Origin of the sequence: Burkholderia sp. E168m23 (assembly GCF_016586125.1) — a bacterium.
Lineage (GTDB): Bacteria > Pseudomonadota > Gammaproteobacteria > Burkholderiales > Burkholderiaceae > Burkholderia > Burkholderia orbicola.
Window position 1 is genome coordinate 1 of sequence record NZ_BCPP01001191.1, and the last position, 1,797, is coordinate 1,797.

Annotated in this window: 4 protein-coding genes; 2 read left to right on the forward strand and 2 right to left on the reverse strand. The window is 67.4% G+C overall.

All coding sequences use genetic code 11. From position 1 onward, the window contains the following. On the forward strand, positions 1-256 hold a 256-nt coding region (locus tag JMF90_RS35550), incomplete at its 5' end, for a helix-turn-helix domain-containing protein (protein WP_201326204.1). Positions 257-275: 19 nt separating this feature from the next. Here JMF90_RS35550 and JMF90_RS35555 read toward each other — a convergent pair. Continuing rightward, positions 276-710 (reverse strand): carboxymuconolactone decarboxylase family protein, encoded by a 435-nt coding sequence (locus tag JMF90_RS35555; RefSeq protein ID WP_011549667.1) that lies wholly within the window; start codon positions 708-710, stop codon positions 276-278. Next, on the reverse strand, positions 694-1,155 hold the full coding sequence (locus JMF90_RS35560) for a MerR family transcriptional regulator (protein ID WP_006478649.1): 462 nt from the start codon (positions 1,153-1,155) through the stop codon (positions 694-696). The genes JMF90_RS35555 and JMF90_RS35560 overlap by 17 nt, the downstream gene beginning before the upstream one ends. A gap of 296 nt (positions 1,156-1,451) precedes the next feature. Here JMF90_RS35560 and JMF90_RS35565 point away from each other — a divergent pair. After that, the coding region (locus tag JMF90_RS35565) for a helix-hairpin-helix domain-containing protein (protein WP_201326205.1) at positions 1,452-1,797 on the forward strand (346 nt) is incomplete at its 3' end.

Sequence of the window (1,797 nt, forward strand, 5' to 3'; positions counted from 1 at the left end):
CAACGTGCTGCGCTATGCGTGCGCGGTGTGCGACGCCGCGCGCGTGACGCGGCGCGACCTGCCGACCGACCTCGCCGCGCAACTCGGCGGCGCGCCGGCGGGCGCGCTGCCCGACGACGAACGCAGCCGCATCGTCGCCGCGCTCACCATGCACCGCTGGCGGCCCGACGCGGCCGCCCGGGCGCTCGGCATGTCGCGCGCGACGCTGTACCGGCGCATCGCGAAGTACCGGATCGTCGCGCCGCACCGCGCGTGACGCACGGGCGCATGCCTGGTCATGCGGGCTGCCCGGCCGCTTCGTTCGGGTGGTCCGTCACGCCGGCCGCTTCGTCGCGCCGCGTGAACACCTCGTGCGCGGCGAACAACGCGTTGAGCGCGGCGGGCATCCCCGCATACACGGCCATCTGCATGAACACCTCGACGATCTCGTCGCGCGTGCAGCCGACGTTCAGCGCGGCCTCGATATGCACCTTCAGTTGCGGCTGCGCGTTGCCGAGCGCGGCCAGCGCGGCGATCGTCGCGATTTCGCGCGCCTTCAGGTCGAGCTGCGGCCGGCTGTAGATGTCGCCGAAGCTGAATTCGACCAGGAGCCGCCCGAAGTCCGGCGCGATCGGCGCGAGCGCCGCGATCACGCGTTCGCCCGCTTCGCCGTCGATTTCCTTGAGCTTGTTCCAGCCGCGCGTGTAGCGATCCTCAACGAGTCGTTCCATCGTGTCCGTCCTGTTCCGATAAAGAGTGAGAAGGTTTCGCCCGTCGTTCCGTTTCCCGTTCCCGCGCCTCGTAGTACGCGATCTTGTCGCCGATCGCGTCGAGGCTCGCCTGCAGCTCCGCGATATGCGCACGCACCGCGTCGCGATGCGCGACCAGCAAGTCGCGCCGCGCGCCGAACGTCGACTCGCCCTGCTCGCGCAGCACCGCGAACGCCTGCATCTGCGCGATCGGCATGCCGGTCGCCTTCAGGCGCATCACGAAGGCCAGCCAGTCAAGGTCGGCCGGCGCATAGAGCCGGTGCCCGGCCGCCGTGCGCGAGATCGCGCGCAGCAGCCCGGCCTGCTCGTAATACCGCAGCGTGTGCGTCGACACGCCCGTCAGTTCGGCGACTTGCCCGATCGTCAGCGGACCGGCGGCGGAGGGTTGGGATACGGTTTTCGACATGGCAGGAACAAGGTTAGGAGTTAGAGTTCACTCTAAGTCAAGCATTGTCTGACGGCCAGTGCGGCGTTTTTCCGCGCGCCCCTCGCAATACGCCGGCGACACCGTAAAGAATCGTCAAAATCGGCGCCCGGCATCGGGTTCGGCCTTTACAGCACCGCAAGCCTTCAGCAAGATTCGGTCAGCCTGTCTCAAAAAGGGCACGCATTTGTCCTATGCTTAACGCGACGCCCGGCCAACTCGCACGTCGCCGTCCGTTGCAACAACCATTCATCCGTCAGAACCAGGGAGCCTTTGCCATGCTGAAAAAGCTGCTGATGCTGTTCGTCGCGCTATCGCTGTCGCTTGCCGCAGGCCTTGCCGCGGCCGTCGAAGTCAACACGGCCGACCAGGCCGCGCTCGAATCCGTGAAGGGGCTCGGGCCCGTGAAGTCGAAGGCGATCATCGACGAACGCACCAAGAACGGCCCGTTCAAGGACGCCGACGATCTCGCGAACCGCGTGAAGGGCCTCGGTACCAAGTCGGTCGGGCATCTCGAGGAAAACGGCCTGACGATCGGCGGCGCGTCGACGCCGCCGAAGGGTGTGAAGCTGTCGAAACCGGCCGCGACGACGTCCGCGACCACGTCGACCACGACGTCGGCAG